25 protein-coding genes and 1 riboswitch are annotated in these 22,606 nt (G+C 64.1%); of the genes, 9 read left to right on the forward strand and 16 right to left on the reverse strand.

The features are described 5' to 3' along the window. The first annotated feature begins 56 nt into the window (after window positions 1-56). Window positions 57-761, forward strand: a complete 705-nt coding sequence (queC, locus tag NEZ08_RS01860; protein ID WP_298102626.1) for a 7-cyano-7-deazaguanine synthase QueC — start codon at window positions 57-59, stop codon at window positions 759-761. Between the two features lie 270 nt (window positions 762-1,031). Then, window positions 1,032-1,232, forward strand: a complete 201-nt coding sequence (locus NEZ08_RS01865; RefSeq protein WP_298102629.1) for a hypothetical protein — start codon at window positions 1,032-1,034, stop codon at window positions 1,230-1,232. A gap of 415 nt (window positions 1,233-1,647) precedes the next feature. Here NEZ08_RS01865 and NEZ08_RS01870 read toward each other — a convergent pair whose 3' ends face one another. Next, window positions 1,648-1,884 carry a hypothetical protein gene (locus NEZ08_RS01870; RefSeq protein ID WP_298102632.1) on the reverse strand — a complete coding sequence of 79 codons (237 nt, stop codon included), beginning with the start codon at window positions 1,882-1,884 and terminating at the stop codon, window positions 1,648-1,650. Window positions 1,885-2,121: 237 nt separating this feature from the next. Here NEZ08_RS01870 and NEZ08_RS01875 point away from each other — a divergent pair, with 237 nt between their 5' ends. Continuing rightward, complete coding sequence (locus NEZ08_RS01875; RefSeq protein ID WP_298102634.1) at window positions 2,122-2,331, forward strand: hypothetical protein; 210 nt, start codon at window positions 2,122-2,124, stop codon at window positions 2,329-2,331. Window positions 2,332-2,522: 191 nt separating this feature from the next. Further along, window positions 2,523-2,891 carry a PRC-barrel domain-containing protein gene (locus NEZ08_RS01880; RefSeq protein WP_298102637.1) on the forward strand — a complete coding sequence of 123 codons (369 nt, stop codon included), beginning with the start codon at window positions 2,523-2,525 and terminating at the stop codon, window positions 2,889-2,891. 131 nt (window positions 2,892-3,022) lie between these two features. On the opposite strand, the gene NEZ08_RS01885 is transcribed toward NEZ08_RS01880, so the two are convergent. Further along, the gene (locus NEZ08_RS01885; protein ID WP_298102640.1) at window positions 3,023-3,535 is read right to left on the reverse strand and encodes an NADH-quinone oxidoreductase subunit B family protein; all 513 of its coding nucleotides are present in this window, start codon (window positions 3,533-3,535) and stop codon (window positions 3,023-3,025) included. Between the two features lie 268 nt (window positions 3,536-3,803). On the opposite strand from NEZ08_RS01885, the gene NEZ08_RS01890 reads away from it, so the two are divergent. Then, a complete protein-coding gene (locus NEZ08_RS01890) occupies window positions 3,804-4,094 on the forward strand; it encodes a hypothetical protein (RefSeq protein WP_367278357.1) in 291 nt (96 codons plus the stop codon). Between the two features lie 42 nt (window positions 4,095-4,136). On the opposite strand, the gene NEZ08_RS01895 is transcribed toward NEZ08_RS01890, so the two are convergent. Then, entirely contained in the window at window positions 4,137-4,607 is a 471-nt protein-coding gene (locus tag NEZ08_RS01895; protein ID WP_298102645.1) for a DUF6496 domain-containing protein, read from the reverse strand. 191 nt (window positions 4,608-4,798) lie between these two features. On the opposite strand from NEZ08_RS01895, the gene NEZ08_RS01900 reads away from it, so the two are divergent. Continuing rightward, window positions 4,799-5,374: a histidine phosphatase family protein gene (locus NEZ08_RS01900; protein ID WP_298102648.1), complete on the forward strand. Its 576-nt coding sequence runs from the start codon at window positions 4,799-4,801 to the stop codon at window positions 5,372-5,374. A 3-nt stretch (window positions 5,375-5,377) separates the two neighbouring features. On the opposite strand, the gene cobT is transcribed toward NEZ08_RS01900, so the two are convergent. From cobT to cbiE, 5 genes are read right to left on the reverse strand one after another with little or no spacing between them, the layout of a single operon-like run. Next, entirely contained in the window at window positions 5,378-6,427 is a 1,050-nt protein-coding gene (gene cobT / locus NEZ08_RS01905) for a nicotinate-nucleotide--dimethylbenzimidazole phosphoribosyltransferase (protein WP_298102651.1), read from the reverse strand. Between the two features lie 36 nt (window positions 6,428-6,463). Then, window positions 6,464-7,240 (reverse strand): precorrin-6A synthase (deacetylating), encoded by a 777-nt coding sequence (gene cobF / locus NEZ08_RS01910; protein ID WP_298102653.1) that lies wholly within the window; start codon window positions 7,238-7,240, stop codon window positions 6,464-6,466. Further along, the gene (locus tag NEZ08_RS01915; protein WP_298102656.1) at window positions 7,237-8,547 is read right to left on the reverse strand and encodes a cobyrinate a,c-diamide synthase; all 1,311 of its coding nucleotides are present in this window, start codon (window positions 8,545-8,547) and stop codon (window positions 7,237-7,239) included. Before NEZ08_RS01915 ends, cobF begins: the two co-directional genes overlap by 4 nt. After that, the gene (gene cobM, locus NEZ08_RS01920; RefSeq protein WP_298102659.1) at window positions 8,547-9,329 is read right to left on the reverse strand and encodes a precorrin-4 C(11)-methyltransferase; all 783 of its coding nucleotides are present in this window, start codon (window positions 9,327-9,329) and stop codon (window positions 8,547-8,549) included. Before cobM ends, NEZ08_RS01915 begins: the two co-directional genes overlap by 1 nt. Further along, on the reverse strand, window positions 9,326-10,525 hold the full coding sequence (gene cbiE, locus NEZ08_RS01925; RefSeq protein WP_298102662.1) for a precorrin-6y C5,15-methyltransferase (decarboxylating) subunit CbiE: 1,200 nt from the start codon (window positions 10,523-10,525) through the stop codon (window positions 9,326-9,328). The genes cobM and cbiE overlap by 4 nt, the downstream gene beginning before the upstream one ends. Here cbiE and NEZ08_RS01930 point away from each other — a divergent pair. After that, complete coding sequence (locus NEZ08_RS01930; RefSeq protein WP_298102664.1) at window positions 10,524-11,270, forward strand: cobalt-precorrin-6A reductase; 747 nt, start codon at window positions 10,524-10,526, stop codon at window positions 11,268-11,270. The two genes, cbiE and NEZ08_RS01930, sit on opposite strands and share 2 nt — an antisense overlap. Here NEZ08_RS01930 and cobJ read toward each other — a convergent pair. From cobJ to NEZ08_RS01965, 7 genes are read right to left on the reverse strand one after another with little or no spacing between them, the layout of a single operon-like run. Beyond that, on the reverse strand, window positions 11,246-11,980 hold the full coding sequence (gene cobJ / locus NEZ08_RS01935; protein ID WP_298102667.1) for a precorrin-3B C(17)-methyltransferase: 735 nt from the start codon (window positions 11,978-11,980) through the stop codon (window positions 11,246-11,248). The genes NEZ08_RS01930 and cobJ overlap by 25 nt on opposite strands. Next, window positions 11,977-12,708 carry a precorrin-2 C(20)-methyltransferase gene (locus NEZ08_RS01940; protein WP_298102669.1) on the reverse strand — a complete coding sequence of 244 codons (732 nt, stop codon included), beginning with the start codon at window positions 12,706-12,708 and terminating at the stop codon, window positions 11,977-11,979. The genes cobJ and NEZ08_RS01940 overlap by 4 nt, the downstream gene beginning before the upstream one ends. 2 nt (window positions 12,709-12,710) lie before the next feature. After that, window positions 12,711-13,340 carry a precorrin-8X methylmutase gene (locus NEZ08_RS01945; RefSeq protein ID WP_298102671.1) on the reverse strand — a complete coding sequence of 210 codons (630 nt, stop codon included), beginning with the start codon at window positions 13,338-13,340 and terminating at the stop codon, window positions 12,711-12,713. Then, the gene (cobG, locus tag NEZ08_RS01950; protein WP_298102672.1) at window positions 13,340-14,503 is read right to left on the reverse strand and encodes a precorrin-3B synthase; all 1,164 of its coding nucleotides are present in this window, start codon (window positions 14,501-14,503) and stop codon (window positions 13,340-13,342) included. Before cobG ends, NEZ08_RS01945 begins: the two co-directional genes overlap by 1 nt. After that, window positions 14,500-17,748: a cobaltochelatase subunit CobN gene (gene cobN / locus NEZ08_RS01955; protein ID WP_298102675.1), complete on the reverse strand. Its 3,249-nt coding sequence runs from the start codon at window positions 17,746-17,748 to the stop codon at window positions 14,500-14,502. The genes cobG and cobN overlap by 4 nt, the downstream gene beginning before the upstream one ends. Then, the gene (cobW, locus tag NEZ08_RS01960; RefSeq protein WP_298102678.1) at window positions 17,748-18,782 is read right to left on the reverse strand and encodes a cobalamin biosynthesis protein CobW; all 1,035 of its coding nucleotides are present in this window, start codon (window positions 18,780-18,782) and stop codon (window positions 17,748-17,750) included. The genes cobN and cobW overlap by 1 nt, the downstream gene beginning before the upstream one ends. Further along, complete coding sequence (locus NEZ08_RS01965) at window positions 18,779-19,165, reverse strand: DUF1636 domain-containing protein (RefSeq protein ID WP_298102680.1); 387 nt, start codon at window positions 19,163-19,165, stop codon at window positions 18,779-18,781. The genes cobW and NEZ08_RS01965 overlap by 4 nt, the downstream gene beginning before the upstream one ends. Before the next feature lie 93 nt (window positions 19,166-19,258). Continuing rightward, window positions 19,259-19,465: riboswitch (cobalamin riboswitch) on the reverse strand. A 40-nt stretch (window positions 19,466-19,505) separates the two neighbouring features. Here NEZ08_RS01965 and cobO point away from each other — a divergent pair. Then, window positions 19,506-20,162: a cob(I)yrinic acid a,c-diamide adenosyltransferase gene (gene cobO, locus NEZ08_RS01970; RefSeq protein WP_298102683.1), complete on the forward strand. Its 657-nt coding sequence runs from the start codon at window positions 19,506-19,508 to the stop codon at window positions 20,160-20,162. 18 nt (window positions 20,163-20,180) lie between these two features. Then, a complete protein-coding gene (locus NEZ08_RS01975; protein ID WP_298102686.1) occupies window positions 20,181-21,629 on the forward strand; it encodes a cobyric acid synthase in 1,449 nt (482 codons plus the stop codon). Window positions 21,630-21,635: 6 nt separating this feature from the next. On the opposite strand, the gene cobD is transcribed toward NEZ08_RS01975, so the two are convergent. Beyond that, on the reverse strand, window positions 21,636-22,601 hold the full coding sequence (gene cobD / locus NEZ08_RS01980; RefSeq protein ID WP_298102689.1) for a threonine-phosphate decarboxylase CobD: 966 nt from the start codon (window positions 22,599-22,601) through the stop codon (window positions 21,636-21,638). Window positions 22,602-22,606 lie beyond the last annotated feature (5 nt).

The raw sequence follows: 22,606 nt of genomic DNA on the forward strand, positions 1-22,606 counted from the left end.
TGAAAGTGGGTGCTGAGGTGTACACGAACTTCGGAAAGTGGGCACCAGGAGACCTTATGGCCGAAAATGCGCTTGTTCTTTTCTCCGGGGGGCAGGATTCGACAACGTGTCTTGCATGGGCACTGTCGCGCTACGACCACGTGGAAACGATCGGCTTCACCTATGGTCAACGCCATCAGGTTGAGATGGAATGCCGGGAACCCGTGCGCGCAGGCCTTGCGGCGGTCGAGCCGGCCTGGAGGCAAAAGCTCGGACGCGATCATCTGATTGATCTCGGTATTCTCGCGGAGGTCAGCGTCAGCGCGCTTACCGCAGATCTGCCGTTCGGCACGCGCGCAGATGGGCTTCCGGCGACATTCGTCCCCGGAAGAAATCTGCTGTTCCTGACCTTTGCAGCCATCGTCGCCCACCAACGCAAAATCAAGCGCCTCGTCACGGGGGTTTGCGAGACGGACTATTCGGGCTATCCCGATTGTCGCGACGACACGATGAAGGCTCTTCAAGTCGCACTCAATCTCGGGATGGAAGCTCGTCTTGCAATCGAGACGCCGCTGATGTGGATCGACAAGGCGGCGACCTGGGAGCTGGCGCATAAACTCGGCGGACGCGCGCTGGTCGATCTGATTATCGAAAAGACACACACCTGCTACGAGGGCAACCGGAGCCGGCGCCACGAATGGGGCTTTGGTTGCGGGACATGCGATGCCTGCCGATTGCGAAGCGACGGATGGCGGCGCTATAGGACGACGAGTATTGCCTAGGGAGTAGATTTGCCATTCGCTACCCACCTGGTGGCAGTTTGCAACGAATGTTAGATCTAAAATCCCTAGCAGATTTTTTGGCCGCCCTTTTAATTCCAACATTCGCAAATGTTGCCTGCTGAGAAGGGTGCGAATGGTGGAATCGGACCACTTGCGTTCGATTCGACAAGTACGCGAAGATTCCGAAATTTTCCCGGTCGTTAACATAGGTGAGGGCGGCTGCACCGAATTGCCGCTTATGCTTCGTTGCTCTCTCGGGGAGATTCCACCATGCCGGATGCGGAAACAGCTGCGGTACTTCGCGCGGTTCTCGACGAGCTCTGCGCGGAAGTCGCTCTTGAGGATACGGCGACCAGGACCGGCGTTGCATCGAAACTTCTTGCCGCGACCAAGTGGGGTCGCCTGTCGGTCGATGAGTTGAAGGAGGCGGGCAAGGCAGCGCTACGCCCGCCTCCATCGATGTGGCGCTGATGCGCTCGGTGAACCGCCAGAATTAGCTTCGTTGCCGCCATTCGCTGCGTTGCGTCCGGACCGGAGTTGTTGCGGAGCCAGGCACGTTGATTTTTGCAAAAATGCGTCAGACTTACTGCCGCATGACCCGGGACGCGAAGGTCGGTCCAGGAAAGCGCGACGGGCCGAAACTGCAAGACGCGCGCGCATCCATGGATGATTGACGTCGTCCAGACAACGGTCCGCTATGAATGTGCCGGGCCGCATGGCAGCCTGCCTGGAACAGTCCCGGATATTCCGCGGAAGAGCCAAAGACGATCCGATCCGTCGCAAGCGCTAAAGTCGACGAAGCGATCAGCTGACCGGAAGGTGTGGCCGCGCCATGCGGGCACGGCGTTGTTGCGACCGAAAAAGCGGCGTGCCTTCCACAAGGCGGCTAGGTCTCGCGTTGCAGGCTATTCGGGTTCGGAACGATCTCGATGAGCGCGCGGCGCCCGGCTGCCGTCAGGCCAACGAGGGCAGTCCTGCCGCTACGCGCGCATTTGATGATCTGTTTGGCGACGCGCTTGCGGACCGAATGTTCCTGGCCGCCTGCAGCTCTCGCGCAAACACGATCCAGCGCGATGTTCATGTTGGCAAGCGCGGGCGAATCAAACGATTCCTCGATCGACATCGCTGGCGTCCCGCTCCACGATGAGGAACTCAGGGTATGGGCGTTCCAGGTCATCGTCGCTAACTTACTGGGCGCGGGCTTTGGAACGGTTTGCGCCGTGGCGCGTAGCCTCAGCGCTTTCGTGCTTTTTCTCCCCGGGGCACGAAAGTATTTCCGGACCGCCCTCCGGCGTCTGAAGCGTCGGGGGGCAGGTCTTCGAAGCAAAGCGGCATACGCATGCCAGCCAGGAGCGCCAAAATGACAGAACACTCCGGTCACGGCATCGCCAAGGATCGTCAGGGGCAGGAGCAACCCGTCGACAAGAAGCGCGCACAAACCGCACATCATTCGGATCCGCAGAAGTCGGCGACGCACGAAGCGACACGCGATCCCGAACTTAACGACGCTGAGAAGACGCCCGGTTCCGGAATGACCCCTAACGACAATGGTGACGCGCCGTCGGGCTAGTACCGGCGATCTGAAGCCTCCGATCGAATTCGCCGCACGTGCAGGGACTTCAGATCAGCGAGGCCAGACTTCCTCGAAACGAGGTGTCTGCTGGTGATCTCTTGATTTTTATACTCGCAGAAATGTCCTGCGAAGGGGCGAATGTTGGAATGCCACGAGGCATAGTTCAGCCGAACTGTTGGAGAGATGGAATGGTAACCACGACGGATGAACGCGAATACGGCAATCTCATTGGCAGCGACAAGGTTGAGGGAACCGCTGTCTATGGCGCCGACGACAACAAGATCGGCTCGATCGAAAGGGTGATGATCGACAAATTGAGCGGAAAGGTGTCGTACGCGGTCCTTGGTTTCGGCGGATTCCTGGGGCTTGGAAACGATCATTATCCGCTGCCGTGGCAATCCCTCAAATATGACACGCGGCTTGGCGGCTATGTGACCGGCGTGACCGAAGAGCAGCTTCGCGGCGGGCCAAAGTTCAGCAACGAAAAGGATTGGGACTGGGCTGATTCCGCGACCGGCCGTGCGGTCGATGATTATTACGGCGTGCCGGTTGCCTGACGGCCAACAAGAGCTTCGATCCGGCGCGGCTGCCGCTTTCATTCTCGCGGGCTTAACTCGCCGGGCGTCTCGCCGAACTCACTACGCCGAAACAAATTTAAGCGGCCCGGTTCAGATGCGAGCCGGACCAGTCACCGCTCTATCGAGCCGCTGCGCCTGATCTTCTTTTGAAGGAGAAGAATGCCGTAAAGCAGGGCTTCCGCCGTTGGCGGACAGCCGGGTACGTAAACGTCGACGGGAACGATGCGGTCGCAGCCGCGAACGACCGAATACGAATAATGATAATAGCCGCCGCCGTTGGCGCAGGAGCCCATCGAGATAACGTAACGCGGTTCTGGCATCTGGTCGTAGACCTTGCGCAATGCCGGTGCCATCTTGTTGCAGAGGGTGCCCGATACGATCATGACATCCGATTGCCGCGGCGAAGCCCTCGGCGCGGCGCCGAACCGTTCCACGTCATATCTCGGCATTGACACCTGCATCTGCTCAATCGCACAGCACGCGAGGCCGAACGTCATCCACATCAACGATCCCGAGCGCGCCCAGGTGACGAGCTCATCGAGCGGAGCAACGAAGAAACCGCGGTCACCGAGGTTTTCTTGGCGTTGTTCCTGAATCTCGTAAGGGGGCAAGCGGGCGTCCATGATGCAAGCTCCGAAGGGCAGTCTAGCGCCGGTCTGAATCACTGCATCACGAGGGGCCAACTCGATCGGATCGGCGCGACCTGGGAGCAATCGTCGCAGGCGTTGCGCGTTCCTAAGCGGAAATCGGTTTCGACCGTCGCTCCGTCAGCACGTCGACGTGATTGCTGGAGTAGGAACGTCTTGAGGGTCGCGGCGTTGGCCGCGAATGAGAACTTTCCTTGCGCGTCTTGCCGCCGCTGCAATCCTGTTGGTCGCGACGGGGGCGGTGATGGCGCGCGATGACGGACGCTTTGCCAACTCTCCCTTGAAGCCGTGGTTCGACTCACTGAAGAGCGGCAAGGGTCCGTGCTGCTCGGATGCCGACGGCGTTACTGTGTCCGACCCCGATTGGGATTCCAAGAACGGCCACTATCGCGTTCGTCTCGACGGCGAATGGATCGACGTCCCGGATGATGCGGTGATCACCCAGCCCAACCGGTTTGGCCGCACCGTGGTGTGGCCCATTGAAAGTCCGGTCGGAAAGACCATCCGCTGCTTCATGCCGGGCAGCATGAGTTGAGATGGACGACCCATACGAACTCATGCGTTCTTCCGCGAACCCTCAGCTGAGCCCGAGCGCGTTTTCAAGCTGCCGCTTGCTCATTTTCGACCGTCCTTCCACGTGCCGCTTTTTGGCCTTTTCGTAAAGTTCCTGGCGCGTGTGGCCGTCGGCGCGGTGAGCACGGGCCAGTGCGGCACGATGGCCTCGCGCGGTCTGCTTTCGTGCATTGCGGCCTCCCATCGCCTTTGTGCTCTCGCGCTTGCGGCGGGCACCGACATGTGAGCGGCCTTCGCGCTCCTGCTGGGCGGTTTGCCCGCGCGCTTCCTTCCGCTCGGTGCGGCGAAGGTTGCGGCGGTTGCGCCTCTTGCTGTCATACTTCGAGTCGCCTGCCTCTTGCAGCGCGATCGCAATGGCCTGGCGGCGACTTCTGACCTTGCCGGCTTTCCCGGCTCGGCCGCTCTTCAACTCGCCATGCTTGAACTCGTGCATGACGCGGCCAGTGATGCGCTTTTGTCGGGATGATTCTGCCATGAATGGGCCCTTTCTTTTCGGGTCCAACGGCGCGGATCGGCGAGAGTTCCGGGCGCAACGGCAGAATGGTCTTTGGGAGTTGCCCGGGCAATGACACCGGGGCCGGCCTTCTTGCGCTTGCTCGCAAGGCTCGTTACGCGTGCGAGGGCTGTTGCGATCATTTGCTCAAATTGAGGCGCGGGGTATTCGAAGTGGACGAGAGCACCGGTCTTTGGCTCATCCGGCACGCCGCCGTTGACGGCCCGGCGGGACTGATCTGGGGGCCGGATGCTCCGGCGTGCCTTGGCGACCGCGCCTCGTTCGACCTGTTGCGCGCGCATCTGCCCGAGAAGGCGAAGGTCTATGCAAGCCCGGCGCGCCGGACGATCGACACGGCGAGAGCCTTGATGCTCGATCCCGTACCGATGGCAGAATTGGCCGAGCAGGATTTCGGCGAGTGGACCGGCCATCGTCATGACGATCTCGCAGTCGCCAGCGGCAAACTCTACGCGGATTTCTGGCATGACGCGGCCCGTTCGAGACCACCGGGCGGCGAGAGCTTTGCCGATCAGATCATCAGGGTTCGACGCGGTCTCGAGCAAGTCGACGCGGGCTCAGCCATCCTGGTGGTTCATTCGGGAACGGTTCGCGCTGCGCTCGCCATTGCGCTTGACATTGAACCTGAGGCCGCACTGCGCTTTGTGATCGATCCGCTGTCGCTGACGCGGATCGATCGCCTCAAGGGCACCTGGCGCGTGACGGGCGTAAACCTGACTTTCCGCTCGTAGTCGCTATGTCCGATCCGGAACATTGGCTTCGCCGAAGGTTGCCATGCCGTTGTGGAGGGCGCAGGCGAGCCGCAGCAGCGGCAGCGCGATTGCAGCGCCTGATCCTTCGCCGAGCCGGAGGTCGAGATCGATCAGCGGCTGGGCGCCGAGCGCCTCCAGCACCAGCCGGTGCCCTTGCTCGGCCGAGCGGTGCGAGGCGAGCAAAAAGGGCCGACAGGAAGGATTGAGGCGCACAGCCGCCAGTGCAGCAACCGAGACAATGAAGCCATCGACCAGCACCGGAATCCGGCGCTGGGTCGCCGCGATGATAGCGCCGCAGATCGCCAAAATTTCCAGCCCGCCGACCGCGCATAAAATGCTTTCAATGGAAGCGCCTGGCATTGTCAGACCGTGAAGCGCGAGCGCCCGATCGATTACGCGGACCTTCAATGCACGGGCTTCGGTGTCGATGCCGGTCCCGCGGCCGGTCGTCTGCTCTGCGCTCGCTTTCAGAAGGGCGGACGCAATCGCCGCCGATGATGTCGTATTGCCGATGCCCATCTCGCCAAAGATCAGCAGATCAGGCGTGCCGGCGCGCAGGACGGCGCGCCTGCCACACTCAAGCGCAAAGGCTGCTTCGTCAGGCGTCAGTGCCGGCTCCCTGCTGAAGTCGCGGCTACAGCGGCGCGGCTTGTCGGTGACGATGCCCGGAACCGGCTGGTCTGCGAGCGTTCCTGCGTCCACCACCTCCAGGCTTGAACCCAATTCGCGCGCCAGCACCGAGATCGCCGCACCTCCGCCGGCGAAATTGGCCATCATGGCGATCGTGACTTCCTGCGGGTAGGCCGACACGCCCTGCGCGACGACACCATGATCGCCGGCAAAGACGATGATCGGCACCGTTGCTGCGCGCGGCTTCGCGGTCTTCTGCAGGCCGGCGAGTTCGCAGGCGAGTTGCTCGAGACGGCCGAGCGAGCCGGCAGGCTTGGTCAACTGCGCCTGGCGCGCGAGCGCAGCCTCGCGATGGTCTGCCGAGATTTCCGGACATTGTCGATAGACCCATTCAGGGAACATGCGTCCTGCCTCTTTTGCTGTCGTCAATTGTAAAGTTCATGCGCTGCGCTTGAGAACGTAACTGTCCATGATCCAGCCATGCTGCGCGCGCGCCTCGCTTCGCGCGGCTGCGATGCGCGGCCCAGCTTCGGCGAGCAGTCCCGATATCAGTATCTCAGCCGGCATCCCGAGATAGGCGCCCCACCAGATGTGCAGGCCGGCCGGATCGAGCGATTGAAACGCGGTGCCGCCGTCGAGCATCACCACGACGGTGTTGGTGCCGACCGGCCAGCCGTCCTCGCGCAAGCGCCGTCCGGTCGTGACCAGAAACGGCTCGCCGATTTCATTCAAAGGAAGCGCATGCGCGGCGCAAAGCGCCTGGATCGAGGTGACGCCGGGCACCACCTCGATCTCGGGCAGGGGATCGAGCCGCCGCGCGATCCTCAAGGACGAATCATAGAGCGACGGATCGCCCCAGATCAGCAGGGACACCCGCCCCTGGTCCCCGAGATGACCTCTGATTTCCTGCGACCATGCCGCGGCGACGGCGTCGTGCCAATCATCGACGGCCTTGCGGTAGTCGCTCTCCGCCGCGTTTCGCACCGGCAAATCGAATTCGACGATGCGGGTGTTATCGCCGGTGAGGACGTCGTTGCAAATGCTCCGGCGCAAATCGGCAAGTTCGGACTTCTCGTCGCCCTTCCGCGGAATGAGGATGAGATCGGCGGCATTGATGGCGCGGATCGCGTCTCGTGTGAGATGCCCTGGATCGCCGCTGCCGATTCCGATCAGTGAAAGTGCAACGCCGCTTGGAGGTAAGGCGGATGACCTCATTTATCCTCCGCGATGAGATGGAAAAACGTGCCGGTGACGTTGCCGCGGCGCGAGCCGGTCTCCTCGACAACTGCGCCGGTGGCGTCGTGGACGGTCGCAAGCGGTGTATCCGGCTGTGCGACAATCGTGGAGTAATGAAATTCATGGCCGCGTAGCCGCGCGCCGGTGCGGTAGCCAGGAATCGGGCTTGCCAGCTCAGCAAGGCGGTAGCCGAGATGCATGCGCCGCCTGGCGAAACTCGTTTCCAGGCCAAGCAATCCCGTCATTGCGTGGTGCACGCCTTCGGCATCGGTCAACGCGGTCCCCAGCACCATGTAGCCGCCGCACTCGCCATGGACCGGGCGCGTCGCCGCGAAGCAAGCGAGCGCACTCTGAAACCTCTGGTTCGCTGCGAGACGTCCACCGTGCAATTCGGGGTAACCGCCGGGAAGCCAGCACACGTCAGCGCTGGCGTCGGGGCCTTCATCGGCGAGCGGCGAGAACGCCAGAATTTCGGCCCCGGCGGCGCGCCAGCCTTCCAGCATATGCGGGTAGATGAAGGAAAATGCGACGTCCCGTGCCAGCGCGATGCGCTGGCCGGGTGGCGTGAAGTTGGCGGCCGACAAGGCCGGTTTCGGCGACCAATCAGCGGCCGATTGCAGAACTGCGTCAAGATCGACATGCCGGACAATGAAGCGCGCCGCTTCGCCGATCAGATGGTCGATATCTCTACGCTCCTCGGCCTGCACCAGGCCCAGGTGCCGCTTCGGCAGTTCGATTTCGGCGTGGCGGGGCAGCGCGCCGAGAACCGGAATACCGGCGTCGGCCAGGGCACCGCGCACAAGACTTTCATGCCGGGGGCTCGCCACGCGGTTGAGAACGACGCCGGCAAGCCGCACATTGCTGCGAAAATCGCGCAAGCCTGCGGCAACCGCTGCGGCGGTCTGCGCCTGCCCTGACGGATCAATCACCAGCAGAACCGGCCAGCCCATCATCGCCGCGATGTCGGCCGTGGCGCCGCTGCCGGAAACACCTGGCATCGCGACGCCGTCGAACAACCCCATCGAGCCTTCGGCGAGGACAAGATCAGCGTCAGCGCCGCGCCCGACCAGCGCTTCGATCGTCTGGCGCGTCATCGCCCAACTGTCGAGATTGACGGAAACGCGTCCCGTTGCCGCGGCGTGAAAGGCGGGATCGATATAGTCGGGGCCGCTCTTGAAGCATTGCACGGCGAGGGCGCGGTCGCGAAACGCGCGCGCCAGCGCCAGCGTCAGCGTCGTCTTGCCGACGCCGGAAGCGGGTGCCGAGATGATGAGACCGCGCGGCATCACGATTTTTCCGGAAAGCGGGGCGCGGGGCCGGTCGGACGGTAACGGCGGTCATAGTCGGCGGCGTAAAGGCGGCTTTCAGCGAATTCTTCCGAAGCCAGCGTCCGGCCGACAAAAACAATGGCGGTGCGTTCAAGCTCAGGCCCAACGGCTGCATCGAGCGTGCCGAGGGTAGCGCGGATGATGCGCTGATCAGGCCAGCTTGCGCGCCACACGATCGCCACCGGGCAGTCGTCCCCGTAATGCGGAGCAAGCACGGCAATCAGCTGGTCGAGCATGTGCACCGACAGGTGAATCGCCAGCACCGCGCCGGTCGCGGCGAATGAAGCAAGGCGCTCACCTTCCGGCATCGCGCTTGCCCGGCCGGCCATTCGCGTCAGCACGACCGACTGCGCAAGCCCCGGCAGCGTCAGTTCCGCGCCGAGCGCTGCGGCACCCGCGGAAAACGAGGGCACGCCGGGCGTGATTGTATAGGGAATATCAAGTGCGCGCAGCCGGCGCATCTGCTCGCCCATCGCCGACCAGATCGCGAGATCGCCGGAATGCAGCCGCGCGACGTCCTTGCCTTGGGCATGCGCAGAGGTGATCTCGGCCATGATGTCGTCCAGCGACAGCGGCGCTGTGTTGACGATGCGCGCGGCTTGCGGGCAATGCGCCAGCACGCCTTCCGGCACCAGCGAACCGGCATAGAGGCAGACCGGACAGGCGGCGATGAGATCGCGCCCGCGCAAGGTGAGGAGGTCGGCAGCACCGGGCCCTGCGCCAATGAAGTGGACGGTCATTGGCCGCCTCCCGATCCTTTGGTGACGCACCATTGCACGACCGGCCGCGCCGGCTCAAAGGCGCGGTAACGGCCGAGGGAACCTGCATGGGCAATCTCGATCCGCATCAATTCGCCGCCGCAACGCCGGTGCAGCTCTGAGACGAGCGCTTCGGTCTCGATCGTGACAGCATGGGCTGCCAGCCGCGCGCTTTCGGGAAGAAGCCCCCAAACGCGATCGAACAGCGCGGAATCAAGACCGCCGCCGACGAAGACTGCCTGCGGCGGCGGCAGGCTGGATAGCGCCGCGGGCGCAGTCCCCTCGATCACGGTGATCCGATGGCTCACGCCGAACGCGTCGGCGTTCTTGCGGATGTTCGCCGCGCGATCTTCTCTCGCTTCGACGGCGATGGCCGTTCCACCGTGCAGGGCCCACTCGATCGAGATCGAGCCCGCGCCGGCGCCGATATCCCATAAGCGCTCGCCTTGCCGTGGCGCGAGCACCGAGAGCGCGAGCGCGCGCATCGGCCGCTTGGTGATCTGGCCATCATGCACGAAGAGATCGTCCGCAAGACCGGCGCTCCGCGGCAGGCCGCCTGCGCCTCTGACTTCCAATGCCACGGCAACGAGCGCCGCGGCCGGATCGCCCGCGTAAGCGTCGGCGCAATATTGGATGATGGACTCGCGCGGGCCGCCCAGCGCCTTGAGCGTCCAAAGCTTCGATGAACCCCAACCCCGCGCGGTCAGCCATTCGGCCAGTTCGATCGCGGCCCGACCATCACGCACGAGGCAAAGGATCCTTTCGCCGTCGGCCAGATGAAGCAAGAGGCGCTCGAAGGGCGCGGTGTGCAGACCCAGGCAAATCGTGGCTTCGAGCGGCCATCCCAACCTTGACGCCGCCAGCGAGAACGTCGAGGGCGCCGGGTGGGCGATCCACTCGCCGTTCTCCAGCCGTTCGGCCAGCCGGCTGCCGACGCCATGCCAGAACGGATCGCCGGAGGCGAGCACGACCGTTGCGCGGCCACGGCAATCGAGTACCGCGCCGGCATCGAAGGGCACCGGCCACGGCCGGCCGCGCGCGCCGGCATCCGCAAGCGCCAGATGCCGTTCTCCGCCAAAAATCGTTTCGGCATCGGCAAGCGCCTTTCGGCTTGCTTCCGAGAGGCCGGAAAGGCCATCTTCGCCGATACCGATGATGGTCAGCCAGGGATTATCCATGCGCGTTCTCATCCTGGGTGGAACGAGCGAAGCCAATCGGCTGGCGGCCGAGGTTGCGGCCGCGGGGCTTGACGCCGCCTATTCCTATGCCGGCAGAACACAGGTGCCGGTCAATCAGCCGCTGCCGACCCGCATTGGCGGCTTCGGCGGTGCGGACGGGCTTGCAGATTTTATTCGGCGGGAAAGATTCACGCATGTGGTCGACGCGACCCATCCGTTTGCAACCGAAATCAGCCAAAACGCCCTGACGGCCTGCGTAGCGACGGCCACGCCCCTGGTCGCGCTCGAGCGCAAGCCGTGGATCAAGACGGCTGACGATCGCTGGATCGATGTGGATGACATCGCGGCCGCCGTAGCGGCGCTGCCCAAAACGCGAAGCAATATCTTTCTCGCGATCGGCAGGCAGCATGTTGCGCCGTTCGCAGCCATGCCGCAGCATGCCTACACGCTCCGCTTCATCGACGCTGCGGGAGGTCCGCTGCCGCTGCCGGATGCCGATCTCATCGTCTCGCGCGGGCCATTCACGCTGTCCGGCGAACTCGAGCTGATGCGTTCGCGTCGGATCGAATGGGTCGTGGCGCGCAACTCCGGCGGGGAGGGTGCGCGCGCCAAGATCGATGCCGCGCGCGCGTTGCGCCTGCCGGTGGTCATGATCAGGCCGCCGCAGTTCCCGGAGCGATTGCGGGCCGAGAGCGCAGCCGAGGTCATGCAATGGCTGTCTCATCCGGCCTGCCTCGGCGCGTAGATCCAGCGGCCGACGCGGCGTGTCGCCGAGTTGCAGACAATCACGAGCGTCCTCATATCGGCCATCTCGGGGCGCGCGTCGCGCAAGCTCACCGCTTCGATCTTCTCGTCAGGCGTGCTGATGGCGCGCGCGAAGATCGCAAGGCGTTCACTGGAGCCGGCTTCCCGCAGGATTTCGAGCGCGCGGGTAAAGCCGTCGGGGCGGCTCACTGACCGGGGATTGTAGATGGCGATGCCAAAATCGGCCTCCGCCGCAAGCCGCAGACGCTTCTCGATCGTGGCCCAGGGCTTCAGATTGTCGGAAAGATTGATCGCGCAGAAATCATGGCCCAGCGGCGCACCGATGCGCGCTGCAGCGCCCAGCATCGCGGTAATGCCGGGCAGCACGCGGATGGAAAGATCATGCCATTGCGGCGCTCCCTCCAGCGCCTCGAACACGGCGGACGCCATCGCAAACACGCCAGGGTCCCCAGAGGAAACCACGACCACGTCCCGTCCTTCCGCGGCCAGCCGCAGGGCCTCGGTCGCACGTTTGATTTCCTCGCGATTGTCGGAGGCGTGCAGCGTGAGGCCATCGCGGGGCGTGACGCGCGCGACGTAGGGCGCATAGCCGAGAACGTCCGTCGCCCGGCTAAGCGCGGCCGATACTTCCGGCGTGACCAGCGCCTCGCTGCCGGGTCCAAGGCCGGCGATGGTGAGTGTTCCGCTCATTCGGCCGCCTTCATGCGCCAAGCCTTGCCATAGACCAGCACGATCGCGAAGTAGGGACAGTCGGTCTCATCGACATCGACGAGTCGCGCCACCCGTTCGCCCGGCATGGTGCCGCGTTCGATCAGCCAGGCATCAGTGAGGCGTCCGGCGGATTGAAGCGCGCGGCGGATTTTGCCGAGGTTGCGGCCGGTCTTCATGATGACCAGCGCGTCGGAGTTGCGCATGCGTCGAACGAGTTCGTCTTCGCCGAGCGTGCCGGTCAGAACCGTCACCACATCATCGCCGAGCGCGATTGGCCGGCCGATTGCATTCCAGCATCCGACCATGCCCGGGATGCCGGCGATCACTTCGACCTCCGTGCGCCCCTGCAGGCGCAGATGCAGATGCATGAAGGAGCCATAGAAGTAGGGATCGCCCTCGCAGAGCACGACGACGTCATCGCGGAGCGCCAGCTCTGCAAGCCGCGCGGCCCAATCATCATGGAAGGCGTCAAGCAGGCGGGCGTATTCGGGACTGTCGAAGGCGACCTCGGTGGTGACCGGATATTCCATGGGATATTCGATCGCGCCTTCCGAGAGCATTCCCTCGACGATGCTCCGCGCCTGGCCGGGATGGCCCTTCTTGCGGAAGAACGCCACGTGGCGGGCGCCGCGCACCTCGCGCGCCGCACGCACGCTCATCAGGTCGGGATCGCCGGGTCCAAGGCCACAGCAAATGATCTTGCCCACTGCTATTCGCTCCTGGACGCCAGCGCATTGATTGCGGCCACCGTGATGGCCGAGCCGCCGAGCCTTCCCTGGACGCTAAGCGCCGGCGCGGGCGGGTCGGCCATCAGCGCCGCCTTTGACTCAGCAGCTCCGACGAATCCAACCGGACAGCCGATGATGGCCGCGGGCTTTGCGCAGCTTTCATCCTTCAGGAGATTGAGCAGATGAAACAGCGCGGTCGGCGCGTTGCCAATGGCAACGATGGCGCCTTCAAGATGCGGCCGCCACAACTGGACTGCGGCGGCGGAGCGGGTATTACGCATGTTTTGTGCAAGCTCAGGCACGGAAGGGTCAGCCAGTGTGCAGATCACAGCGTTGCCGGCCGGCAGGCGCGAACGCGTGATCCCTTCGGAGACCATGCGCGCATCGCAAAGGATCGGCGCGCCCTGCTGCAGAGCGGTGCGCGCTATGCTCGCCATACCCGGCGTGAAGCGGACGTGGGTTTCCAGCCCGACCATGCCGGCCGCGTGGATCATCCGCACCACCACCGGCTCTTCGTCGGGCGAAAAACGAGCGAGATCGGCTTCGGCACGGATGATGGCGAAGGATTTTCGGTAGATCGCCGCGCCGTCGGTTTCATAGCGGTGGAGCATCAGCACGCTCCCGACAGGACGGCAGGGTCTGCCAGGATGCCGGCGACGCTCAGCCCGCGTCGAACGGGCTTGTCGCGCGTCGCGCCGTCGCGGATGAGATCAAACCCCTCCGCAGTGGCCACCAGCGTCAGCGGTACGGAACCGGATTGAGCACAGCCTTTGGCGCAGCCGGAGACATGCAGCCGCGTGCCAGGCGCAAGATGCGGCGCCAGTACGGCCGCGAGCGCACGTGTATCGGCATGCGCCTGCGGGCAGCGTGGTGCGCCGCTGCAAGCAACGACGCGCAGCAACGGATCGTCCGCACACGTGATCAGGCCATCGCAGGCGGGCATCTCGTTCATTCCTTCAGCGAGCAGCATGCGCCATGGCGTCATGCGCAAGCCGCTCGCGTGTTCCGCCAGCCATTGCAAGGTGGAATGAGTCATTTGTCCAAAGGCTACACCGATGAGTGCGCCGAGAAGCGTAAGACCGGGCTGCGGCACGGATTGCCTTCTCGCCGGCAGCATATGGCCGCCAAGCGTCTCTGGCAGCTTCGCGCCGGCCGCAAGATGCGCGGCCATCCGGCCGCGGCCATGGTTGACGCCGCCTGACGTAACGAACCATCTTGCCAGATCGAGCGCGATCGTTATGACGTCGGCCCGCGTGACGGATCGCCCATATTCCGCCCCGTCGGCACGAACGATCAACTGGCCACCGACGTCACGCTCGATCCTGACATCGGCAGAGGCTGCTGACAGCCTGCGCTCGCTGCCGCAATCGACGGCAAAGCCAAATTTGGCAGGAAGGCCGACGGGACCATCCGCAAGCTCACACTCAAGCTCCCCCGCGACGGAGATGATCTCGTCACCCTTCGTCCAGAGTGGCGCGACCATAACGTTTCGCCGCGCCTCGACATCCGGGTCGGCATCAAGCAGGCGAAGCTGCGCGAGAGCGTCGATCAGCGGTGGATGACGGTCTTCGCTGACGCCTCTGATCTGAAGGTTGCCCCTGTTGGTCAGGTCGATCAACCCGTTGCCGTATCGTTCGGCTAGATCGGCAAGGCCGGCCGCTTGCTCCGCATCAATCCGGCCGCCATAGGGACGGACGCGGACGACAAACCCATCGCCCGATAGCATCGGATGCCAGGCGCCGGGACACCATCCCTTGATTGCAACGGCGCTCATGAGGCGTCTCCCAGAGCGGCCGCGATCGAGTTGCGTCGCGTTTTCCAGAGCGAAGCCTCGTGCAGGCGCGCAAAGCAGGTCTTCATCGCCGACAACGCCGCTGCATTCTCCCGCGCGATAAAGGCGCGCACACGATCATTGCCGAGGGTCGCATCGTAATAGAGATCGAACAGATGCGGCGGTACGGCGTCGGCAAGATGTGCGAATGCGGCCATATGCTCCAGCGTCGCGCCGATTTCAGCGGCACCACGAAAGCCATGGCGCATCATGCCCTCGATCCAGGCGGGATTGCTTACGCGGGAGCGCACCACTCGCGCGATCTCTTCGGTGAGCGCACGTGCACGCGGATGGTCTGGCCGGGTGGCGTCGAGATGATAGAGCGAGGGGGGAACTGCGCCGAGCCGGGTCGCTGCGGCCGCGACGCCCGCTTCATGGGCCGCATAATCGGATGCAAGCAACAGGTCTGTTTCCGGCAAGTCCTGCATGTGAACGAACGCATCCGCTGCCGCGAGCCTCGCTTCGATACCGCTTCGGTCGGGCCGCATCTCGCCATCGGGAGCGAAAGCCCAGGAGGATGCCGACAGCCATGCCTCGCCGGCCGCTGCGCGCGACTGTTGCGTGAACGTATCCAGTGCGTGCGCCATGCCGGCACCATAGTGCCCGGGGCGCGGCGCAAACACCCGCGCGGCCTTGAGCAAGTACGGATTTTCGTCGCCTTCGTCCTCGCGCGCGCCGAGCGCAGTGGTCGCCGCCTCGAACATCTGCGCCAGATTCGAAAACACGTCGCGAAACAGGCCGGACACCCGCAGCGTAACGTCGATACGCGGCCGCCCGAGTTCTGCCAATGCAATCATGTCGTAGCCGGTCACACGGCCCGACGCATGATCCCAGCGCGGCGCGAGGCCGGCGAGGTGCAGCGCCATCGCAAAGTCCTCGCCAACCGTGCGCATGGTCGAAGAGCCCCAGAGATCGACCATCAGGCTTTTCGGCCAGTCGCCGTGATCCTGCAAGTGACGGCGGAGCAGTTCCTCGGCAAGCTTGATGCCTTGCGCGTGGGCTGAAGGCGTCGGCACCGCACGCGGATCGACCGCGAACAGATTGCGTCCCGTGGGCAGCACGTCGCGTCGTCCCCGCCAGGGCGAACCGGCCGGTCCCGCGGCAATCCGCTTGCCAGCGAGAGCCGCGAGGATCGCATCACGCTCGGCTTCGCCGCAGTCCCCGCGACCGAAGACGTGAAGGCCCTCGCCGAACTGGCTTTCCTTGAGATCGCAGACAAAGCGATCGATCCGCGGAACGGCTTCGGCCGGCGCGGTCGACGGTCCAAGGCCGAGATCGTCTTCGACGCCGGCGCTGCGGGCCTCGTCGCGGATCGATGCGATCAGGCGATTGCGGCGCGCGGGATCAAGCCCATCGGCGGTGGAATATTCATCGAGCAATTGCTCGAGCCGGCGCAGATGCTCCGGCACCGCCGCCTGAATCTGCTGCGGCGGCAGATGGCCGATGGTGAGGGCGCCTAGGCGCCGCTTGGCCTGCGCGGCCTCGCCCGGGTCGTTGACGATGAAGAGATAGATGACGGGCATCTCTCCGATCAATGCTTCCGGCCAGCAGGATGACGACAGTGCCACGGCCTTGCCGGGCAGCCATTCCAGCGTTCCATGCGCGCCCATATGAATCAGCGCATCACATCCCTGCCGGCGGAGCCAAAGATAAAACGCGACATAAGCGTGGCGCGGCGTGCGGGAGAGATCGTGATAATCAGCATCGCGTGCGCTGACGTCCCCTCGCTCCGGCTGCACGGCGATGATGGCGCTGCCGCATTCGATTGCGGCAAAGTGAAATCTCCCGCCGCGGCAGCAAGCGTCGTCTTCCGGCGCACCACAGGTTCGGGTGAGATCGTCCTGCAAGGCTTGTGGAAGCCTCGCGAGTTCGACACGATAATCGTCGATGCTCCACGTCAATTCCCGGCGCAACAACGCGTTGCCCAGGTCGCCCATCGGCGCGACGTCGAACCCGGCTAGCTTGAGATCGGACAGCAGCGCTTCGACCGAAGCGAGCGCATCGAGCCCGACCGCATGGGCAATCTGGTGCGGTCGGCCGGGGTAATTCGAAAGCACGATGGCGGGACGCTTGTCGCCTGCCGGCTTCTTGGCAAGCCGGCACCAAGCGGCCGCCCGTGCGGCGGCGGCATTCACTCTTTCCTCGTCGGGCCGGTGCGCCAGATGCACAAATTGCAAATCGCCGTCGCGCATGCCCGGCGACTTGAAGCTCACCACGCCAGCAAACAGGCGGCCATCGATTTCGGGCAGCACCACGTGCATCGCGAGGTCGCCTGGCGCAAGACCGCGCAGCGATTCCGCCCAGTCTTCGCGCCGCGCCGTTGACAGCGCGACCTGGAAGACAGGACAGGATGCGGCATCGAACGGCGTCGCCCCATCATCTCCGCGCGCCGAGAAGGCAGTGGCGTTGACGATTACGGCCGGCGGTTTCGCAACAAAATGCGCTTTCAACCAATCCGCGACGCCCGCCGCCTTCAGCGAAGCGGCGAAGGCGCCGTAGGCATCGAAACCCTTTTGCCGCAGCGCATCGATCAGCGCATCGACTGGCGCCACGTCGGCCGCGGTCAGATAGGAGCGATAAAACGTCACCAGCGCGTGCGGCCGTTGAGCTCGGCTGGACGGCGCTGCGATGACGCCGTGGGCGGGATCGTAAAAGCCCATCGCCGGAATATCGGTTGCGCCGGTGACTGGTTTCGCCTTGAGACCAGCGGCCAGCGCAAGCTCAGCAATCGCAGCCTGTGCCGCGATCCCGCCGCCCTGATCGCATAAAGTCTTGAGCCGCCGGAGAGCCGAAATCGGAACTGTCGAGAGCTCGTCAAGCCGTGGATCATCGCGGCCGTCTGCCGGAAGCACGGCGAGCGCGATGTTGCGGTCTTTCGCCAGGCGATGCAGCGCCGAAAGCCCATATGGCCAATAAGGCTCGCCGCCGATCAGCCTCACCAGGATGCCGCGTGCACGCGGCAAAGTCCTTTCAATATAGGTGTCGACCGACAGTGGATGCCGCAGTTCTGCGAGATTGGCGAGCCGCAGCGATGGCAGAGCGGCGGCATCGCGCCGCCAGCCGGTTCCGAAGGCCGCAAGATCGCTGTCGGAAAACGAAAGCACCGCGAGATCGGCCGGGTCCTGGCCGAGGTCCTTTGGCACCGCGGTCTCTTCAAGCCCGCGGCTCTCGCGGAAGATGACATGCATCAGATGCCCAGTCCCGTCCTGATCGCCGCCTCGTCGATATCGCCCTGCTCGCCGATCAGCACAAGTTTCGATTGCCGCGGCCTGGCGCCCCACGGCGTGTCGTATTGATGCCGAACCCGCTCGCCGACGGCTTGCAACAGAAGCCGCATCGGCTTGCCTGTGACGGCGATATACCCCTTGGCGCGCAGCACATTCTGCTTTCGCGCGAGCTGCTGCACGGAGGCGACCAGCGCGTCGATGTCGTTCACTTCCGGCAGGTCGATCACGACCGAGGCAAAATCGTCGTGTTCGTGGTCTTCCTCGCCGTCGTGGTGCGAGGGGCGCGCGGCCAGATCATTTTCGGCGGCAGCCTCGAGGCCAAGGATGATTCGCGGGTCGACTGCGCCGTTCGTGATCGGCAGCATCGGCACGCGGCGTGGCATCTCGGCAGCGATCATCGCTTTCGCAGCCTCAAGCCTCGCGGCGCCGGCGAGGTCCGCCTTGGTCAAGAGCACGATATCGGCGCAGGCGATCTGGTCTTCGAATACTTCCGACAGCGGTGTCTCGTGGTCGAGATTTTTGTCCGCCGCGCGCTGTGCCTCAACGGCGGCAGGGTCGGGCGCGAAGCGGCCATCGGCAACTGCCTCCGCATCGGCCAGTGCCACCACGCCGTCGACGGTGATCTTCGACCGGATCTCGGGCCAGTCGAACGCCTTCAGAAGCGGTTTGGGCAGCGCCAGCCCTGACGTCTCGATCAGAATGTGATCGGGACGTACGCGCCGCGACAACAACTGCTCCATCGCCGGAATAAAGTCGTCGGCCACGGTGCAGCAGATGCAGCCATTGGCGAGTTCGACGATGTTTTCGGCCGGACAGTTGGCGTCGGCGCAGGACTTCAATATGTCGCCGTCGACGCCTTCGCTGCCGAATTCATTGACGAGAACGGCAAGCCTCTTGCCGTTAGGGTTCGCGAGGAGGTGCTGAATCAGCGTCGTCTTCCCGGAGCCGAGAAAGCCGGTCACGACAGTAACGGGAACCTTGGCGAGCGAATTCATTCGGCGGCCTCTGGAGCGATGGCGATCAATGGCGCGATGGGCGGAATGCGGGCGAGCGATTGCTTGCGGAAAATTTCCGGGCGACGGCGCCACGGCACGATGCCGTCGGGCGCGGCAGCGTAAGCCGCGGCGCCGGCAATCACATCTCGTGCATGGATCTCGGAAAGACGGCCATAAACATAGGACCAGCGGCCCGGCGCGCTAAGCGCGACCGAACAGCCCTGGCTGCAGGCCGACAGGCATTCGACCGGGACCACCTCCACGCCTTCGGGCGCGCCGACATCGATAATCGCCGCATGCAATCGCGCGCCGGGCGTGGTCTCGCCCTCATTGACGGTTTGGCCGGCGCGGCAGGTGATGCAGACGTGAAGCGTGACGCTCATCGCTCTCCTCAATCTCTCGGCGGAAGGCGATGAGGTGCGCGGACCAACGACGATCACGGTCCGCTCCCCGTCGCGGAACACCCCGTCCGCCGGTCTTGAAACTCGTGCGCTGGCAGGTCTCCCGGCTTGCGGAGCAGGGTTTTGTTTCCCTTCGATCCCCGCCTTCCCGACCCGTCGGGGTCAGTGGCTTTGGGCATCTCTCCGGTCACGGTCGCGGGGGCGGCTGCTTCTAGGGATTTAGCCCTATCGCATTCCCTCTTCGCCTGTCGTAGGACAGGAACCAACGCGGGCCCACCATTTGCCGATGGGCGGTACTTGTCAAGCCAAAGGAACGGATCGGATGACGTCGGACGAAGACGCGCGAGCGGGCGAAACAGCAGGATTGTCCGAGGCTTCGCTCGATGAACGCCATGCCGAAAAAATGGCGAAGAAGAAGGCCGCGCGCGACCGCATCATGGCGACCAAGAGCGGCGACAAGGGCCTCATCATCGTTCACACGGGCGCGGGCAAAGGAAAATCCTCCTCCGCCTTCGGCATGATCCTGCGCTGCGTCGCCCATGGATTTCCCTGCGCCGTCGTTCAGTTCATCAAGGGCGCGTGGGATACCGGCGAGCGGCGGCTTTTGACCGGTCATTTCGGCGATCTCTGCCAGTTCCACGCGATGGGCGAAGGCTTTACCTGGGAGACCCAGGACCGTGCCCGCGACATCGCTGCCGCGCAAGCCGGGTGGAAAAAAGCCAAGCAACTCATCGCCGATACTCATCTGCGGATGGTCGTGCTCGACGAGATCAACATCGCGCTTCGCTACGACTATCTCGACATCAACGAAGTCGTCGAATTCCTGAGAAATGAAAAACCTGACATGACGCATGTCGTGCTCACCGGTCGCAACGCCAAGCAGGAATTGATCGATGCCGCCGATCTCGTCACCGAGATGACGCCGGTCAAGCATCCGTTCCGCTCCGGCATCAAGGCGCAGCCCGGCGTGGAATTCTGAACAAGTGGATTTCGACCGATGGCCCGCGCATTGATGATCCAGGGAGCCGGCTCGAACGTGGGTAAGTCGCTCATTGTGGCCGGCCTACTTCGTTCCACCAGGCGTCGCGGCCTTCGCGTCGTTCCGTTCAAGCCACAGAACATGTCGAACAATGCGGCGGTGACGGTGGATGGCGGCGAGATCGGGCGCGCGCAGGCGTTGCAGGCGCAAGCCGCCGGGGTCGAACCGCATACCGACATGAACCCGGTGCTGCTGAAGCCCGAGACCGACATCGGCGCGCAGGTCATCGTGCAGGGAAAGCGCGTCGCGACGCTGCGAGCACGCGACTACGCCGCCATGAAGCCCTCCCTGATGGCGCCGGTGCTGGAAAGTTTTTCGCGGCTGAAGGAAAGCGCCGATCTCGTTTTGGTCGAAGGCGCCGGCAGTCCGGCGGAAGTCAATCTTCGCGCCGCCGACATCGCCAATATGGGCTTTGCGCGCAAGGCGGACGTACCTGTGGTGCTGGTCGGCGATATCGACCGCGGTGGCGTCATCGCGCAAATCGTTGGGACAAAGTCCGTGCTCGATCCGCGCGATGCCGGCGTGATCGGCGGCTTCATCGTCAACAAATTCCGCGGCGATGCTTCCTTGTTCGACGACGGCTACCGCCTGATCGAGCAGCGAACGGGCTGGCGGGGCTTTGGCGTTTTGCCTTACTTTGCGCGCGCGACGGAGCTTCCGGCCGAAGATGCACTGGGAATGGGCGAAGCGCGCAGAATCGGCAAATGCAAGATCGCCTTTCTCGCATTGTCGCGCATCGCCAATTTCGACGATCTCGATCCGCTCAAGCTCGAGGGCGAGGTCGATCTCGTGATGGTTCGTCCGGGGGAAGCCATCCCGGGCGATTGCGTCCTGGTCATCATTCCCGGCTCGAAATCGACGCGCGGCGATCTTGCCTTCCTGCGCGCGCAAGGCTGGGACATCGATCTTGTCGCGCATCATCGTCGCGGCGGTCACGTGCTGGGCCTTTGCGGCGGCTATCAGATGCTCGGAAAGAGTGTCGCCGATCCCGAAGGGATCGAAGGACCACCGGGTGAGACGCCCGGCCTCGGGCTGCTGGACGTTTCGACCGTGATGACGCCGCAAAAGACCCTGACGCGCGTCAGCGCTTGTCATGCCGGTACGGCGCAGGCGATCGACGCTTACGAGATTCACATCGGTCGCACCGAGGGACCGGATCGCGCGCGTCCTTTCGCCATTCTGGGCGGCGAAACCGAGGGGGCGGTCTCCGCGGACGGACACGTCCATGGCAGCTATCTGCATGGCGTGTTTGCGTCAGATGCGTTCCGAAAGGCCTTTCTCGCCCAACTCGGTATTCCCGCTGCCGATCAAACCTACTGCGCCAAGGTCGAGAGCGCGCTCGACGCGCTCGCCGATCACATCGATGCCCACCTGGATGTTGAAGCCATTCTTGCGTTCGCTCGCTGAGAGCAGTCAGCCGGTCAAGGCCGCGGACAATCGCGCCCATTCGGCTTCGTTGCCGGGCAATCCCAGCCGCAGCCATCCGTTGTGATCGGGAAAGACGCGCGACCAGACCTGCGCGCACGCAAGCCTCTGCTGCGCGCGGATTGCATTGCCGGTCTCGTAGAGCCGAAACAGCAGCGTTCCGCCGACGAGCGTCCAGCCGAGCTTGGTCACCTCGCGATCGAGCCGTTGACTGTCGCGCACGAGACGGGCCGATGTGGTCTTCGCCCATTCTCGGTCCGATAGCGCGCGTTCGCCGATGGCAATCGCCGGACCGGACACCGGCCACGGCCCGGCCATGGCGGAAAGTGCGGCGATGTCGGTCTCAGCCCCGGCGACAAAGCCCAGCCGCAATCCGGCAAGCCCGAAAAATTTGCCAAACGAGCGCAGGATCAAAAGCCCCTGTTTCCCCGCAGCTGGCGCAAGCGACAGTTCGGGAGCAGCATCGGCAAAGCTCTCGTCGACGACGAGCCGGCCGACGCGCGACAAAAGCGCCAACAGCCGGCTCGGCTCATAGCGCTTGCCGTCAGGATTGTTGGGGTTGGCAAGCACGGCGATGTCGGCGCCAGCGAGCGCTTCGAGATCAGAAACCTCTCGCACGTCCCAGCCGGAGGCCGAAAAGACAGCCGCATATTCATTATAGGTCGGACCAAGGATCCGTGACCTTCCAGGCGGGGCAAGATGTGGCAGCCATTGTATCGCGGCCTGCGCACCATTCGTCGCGAGAATTGCTGCCGTCGTGCCGTAGGCCTCTCGCGCGGCCCGGTGCAGCGCCTCGATTGCCGATCGCGACGGCAAGGCGCGCCAGACTGTTTCGGGCAGTTCACCGACCGGATATGGCTTGCGATTGATGCCGGTCGACAGGTCGATCCAGTCGCGCGCATCGCCGCCGAAGCGCTGCATCGCCAGATCGAGATTCCCGCCGTGCTCAGGCATCTTTC

Source organism: Bradyrhizobium sp. (assembly GCF_027451485.1).
In the GTDB taxonomy this organism is placed as follows: Bacteria; Pseudomonadota; Alphaproteobacteria; order Rhizobiales; family Xanthobacteraceae; genus Bradyrhizobium.

Excerpts from the sequence above, each read along its gene's own strand:
- NEZ08_RS01890 (WP_367278357.1), top strand. The coding sequence starts at position 3,804 with ATGGCGCGCGATGACGGACGCTTTGCCAACTCTCCCTTGAAGCCGTGG.
- NEZ08_RS01865 (WP_298102629.1), top strand. The coding sequence starts at position 1,032 with ATGCCGGATGCGGAAACAGCTGCGGTACTTCGCGCGGTTCTCGACGAG.
- NEZ08_RS01875 (WP_298102634.1), top strand. The coding sequence starts at position 2,122 with ATGACAGAACACTCCGGTCACGGCATCGCCAAGGATCGTCAGGGGCAG.
- NEZ08_RS01880 (WP_298102637.1), top strand. The coding sequence starts at position 2,523 with ATGGTAACCACGACGGATGAACGCGAATACGGCAATCTCATTGGCAGC.
- cbiE (WP_298102662.1), bottom strand. The coding sequence starts at position 10,525 with ATGGATAATCCCTGGCTGACCATCATCGGTATCGGCGAAGATGGCCTT.
- queC (WP_298102626.1), top strand. The coding sequence starts at position 57 with ATGGCCGAAAATGCGCTTGTTCTTTTCTCCGGGGGGCAGGATTCGACA.
- NEZ08_RS01895 (WP_298102645.1), bottom strand. The coding sequence starts at position 4,607 with ATGGCAGAATCATCCCGACAAAAGCGCATCACTGGCCGCGTCATGCAC.
- cobN (WP_298102675.1), bottom strand. The coding sequence starts at position 17,748 with ATGCATGTCATCTTCCGCGAGAGCCGCGGGCTTGAAGAGACCGCGGTG.
- NEZ08_RS01930 (WP_298102664.1), top strand. The coding sequence starts at position 10,524 with ATGCGCGTTCTCATCCTGGGTGGAACGAGCGAAGCCAATCGGCTGGCG.
- NEZ08_RS01870 (WP_298102632.1), bottom strand. The coding sequence starts at position 1,884 with ATGTCGATCGAGGAATCGTTTGATTCGCCCGCGCTTGCCAACATGAAC.
- NEZ08_RS01915 (WP_298102656.1), bottom strand. The coding sequence starts at position 8,547 with ATGCCGCGCGGTCTCATCATCTCGGCACCCGCTTCCGGCGTCGGCAAG.
- cobT (WP_298102651.1), bottom strand. The coding sequence starts at position 6,427 with ATGTTCCCTGAATGGGTCTATCGACAATGTCCGGAAATCTCGGCAGAC.
- NEZ08_RS01965 (WP_298102680.1), bottom strand. The coding sequence starts at position 19,165 with ATGAGCGTCACGCTTCACGTCTGCATCACCTGCCGCGCCGGCCAAACC.
- cobJ (WP_298102667.1), bottom strand. The coding sequence starts at position 11,980 with ATGAGCGGAACACTCACCATCGCCGGCCTTGGACCCGGCAGCGAGGCG.
- cobD (WP_298102689.1), bottom strand. The coding sequence starts at position 22,601 with ATGCCTGAGCACGGCGGGAATCTCGATCTGGCGATGCAGCGCTTCGGC.
- cobM (WP_298102659.1), bottom strand. The coding sequence starts at position 9,329 with ATGACCGTCCACTTCATTGGCGCAGGGCCCGGTGCTGCCGACCTCCTC.
- NEZ08_RS01975 (WP_298102686.1), top strand. The coding sequence starts at position 20,181 with ATGGCCCGCGCATTGATGATCCAGGGAGCCGGCTCGAACGTGGGTAAG.
- cobO (WP_298102683.1), top strand. The coding sequence starts at position 19,506 with ATGACGTCGGACGAAGACGCGCGAGCGGGCGAAACAGCAGGATTGTCC.
- cobW (WP_298102678.1), bottom strand. The coding sequence starts at position 18,782 with ATGAATTCGCTCGCCAAGGTTCCCGTTACTGTCGTGACCGGCTTTCTC.
- NEZ08_RS01945 (WP_298102671.1), bottom strand. The coding sequence starts at position 13,340 with ATGCTCCACCGCTATGAAACCGACGGCGCGGCGATCTACCGAAAATCC.
- cobG (WP_298102672.1), bottom strand. The coding sequence starts at position 14,503 with ATGAGCGCCGTTGCAATCAAGGGATGGTGTCCCGGCGCCTGGCATCCG.
- NEZ08_RS01885 (WP_298102640.1), bottom strand. The coding sequence starts at position 3,535 with ATGGACGCCCGCTTGCCCCCTTACGAGATTCAGGAACAACGCCAAGAA.
- cobF (WP_298102653.1), bottom strand. The coding sequence starts at position 7,240 with ATGAGGTCATCCGCCTTACCTCCAAGCGGCGTTGCACTTTCACTGATC.